Raw genomic sequence first — 651 nt, 5'->3', positions numbered from 1 at the left:
CAGCAAATTCAAAAATATGAAAAAGGATTAAATCGTGTTGGAGCTGGGCAGTTAAAGGAAACTGCCGATATCTTAAATGTTCCCATTGCCTTTTTTTACGCTGATCTCTTCACACAACAACATACTCCCACCCATCATGATGAAGTCGCCTCCAGCAGAGAAGAATATCTGCTGCTTAAAAGATTTCGCGTTCTCACCACAATAAAACAAAGAGCGATTTTACAATTACTCTCTGAACCAAATGAGAGCTTTTAACATAACGCTTTAGAGTGTACATTCTCTTATGCTGTTGTTTTTCTCGTATTTTAATGGGAAAACCTCCACCGGAAACAAAACGCACCACGATCACCAATTCTTGAAAGCAATCAAATCAGCAAATTCACCCGTTGCTCTGTTATAACAAAAGGTATCAGCATTATTTTCCAACACTTTACCAACGATAATTGCAGCTTCTTCACCGGCATTGGTAGCAATTTGGCATGCTGATGCTTGGATAATACAGTAAATGATATGAAGCTTCTTGATCGGGATTGTTTCCTTTAATAGTCAGCGCACTGACTGCAGACAACAGAGCGGTTCCACCACCAACAACCATTGTGTCCGTTGTGATCAGAAAGCTGGCAATTGAAGACGCATTCTGCAGAGCAGAAC

The 651-nt window shown here is 40.4% G+C and carries 2 pseudogenes; one reads left to right on the top strand and one right to left on the bottom strand.

Features of this window, described 5'->3' with window-relative positions:
• A pseudogene (locus ABD917_RS08780) lies at window positions 1-255 on the top strand (helix-turn-helix domain-containing protein); the annotation flags it as partial.
• Window positions 256-360: 105 nt separating this feature from the next.
• Here ABD917_RS08780 and ABD917_RS08775 read toward each other — a convergent pair.
• A pseudogene (locus tag ABD917_RS08775) lies at window positions 361-651 on the bottom strand (hypothetical protein); the annotation flags it as partial.

The organism is Bartonella pachyuromydis, from assembly GCF_039543065.1.
In the GTDB taxonomy this organism is placed as follows: domain Bacteria; phylum Pseudomonadota; class Alphaproteobacteria; order Rhizobiales; family Rhizobiaceae; genus Bartonella; species Bartonella pachyuromydis.
Note: the sequence above shows the minus strand (reverse complement) of the source record. Positions and strands in the feature narration are given on the sequence as shown.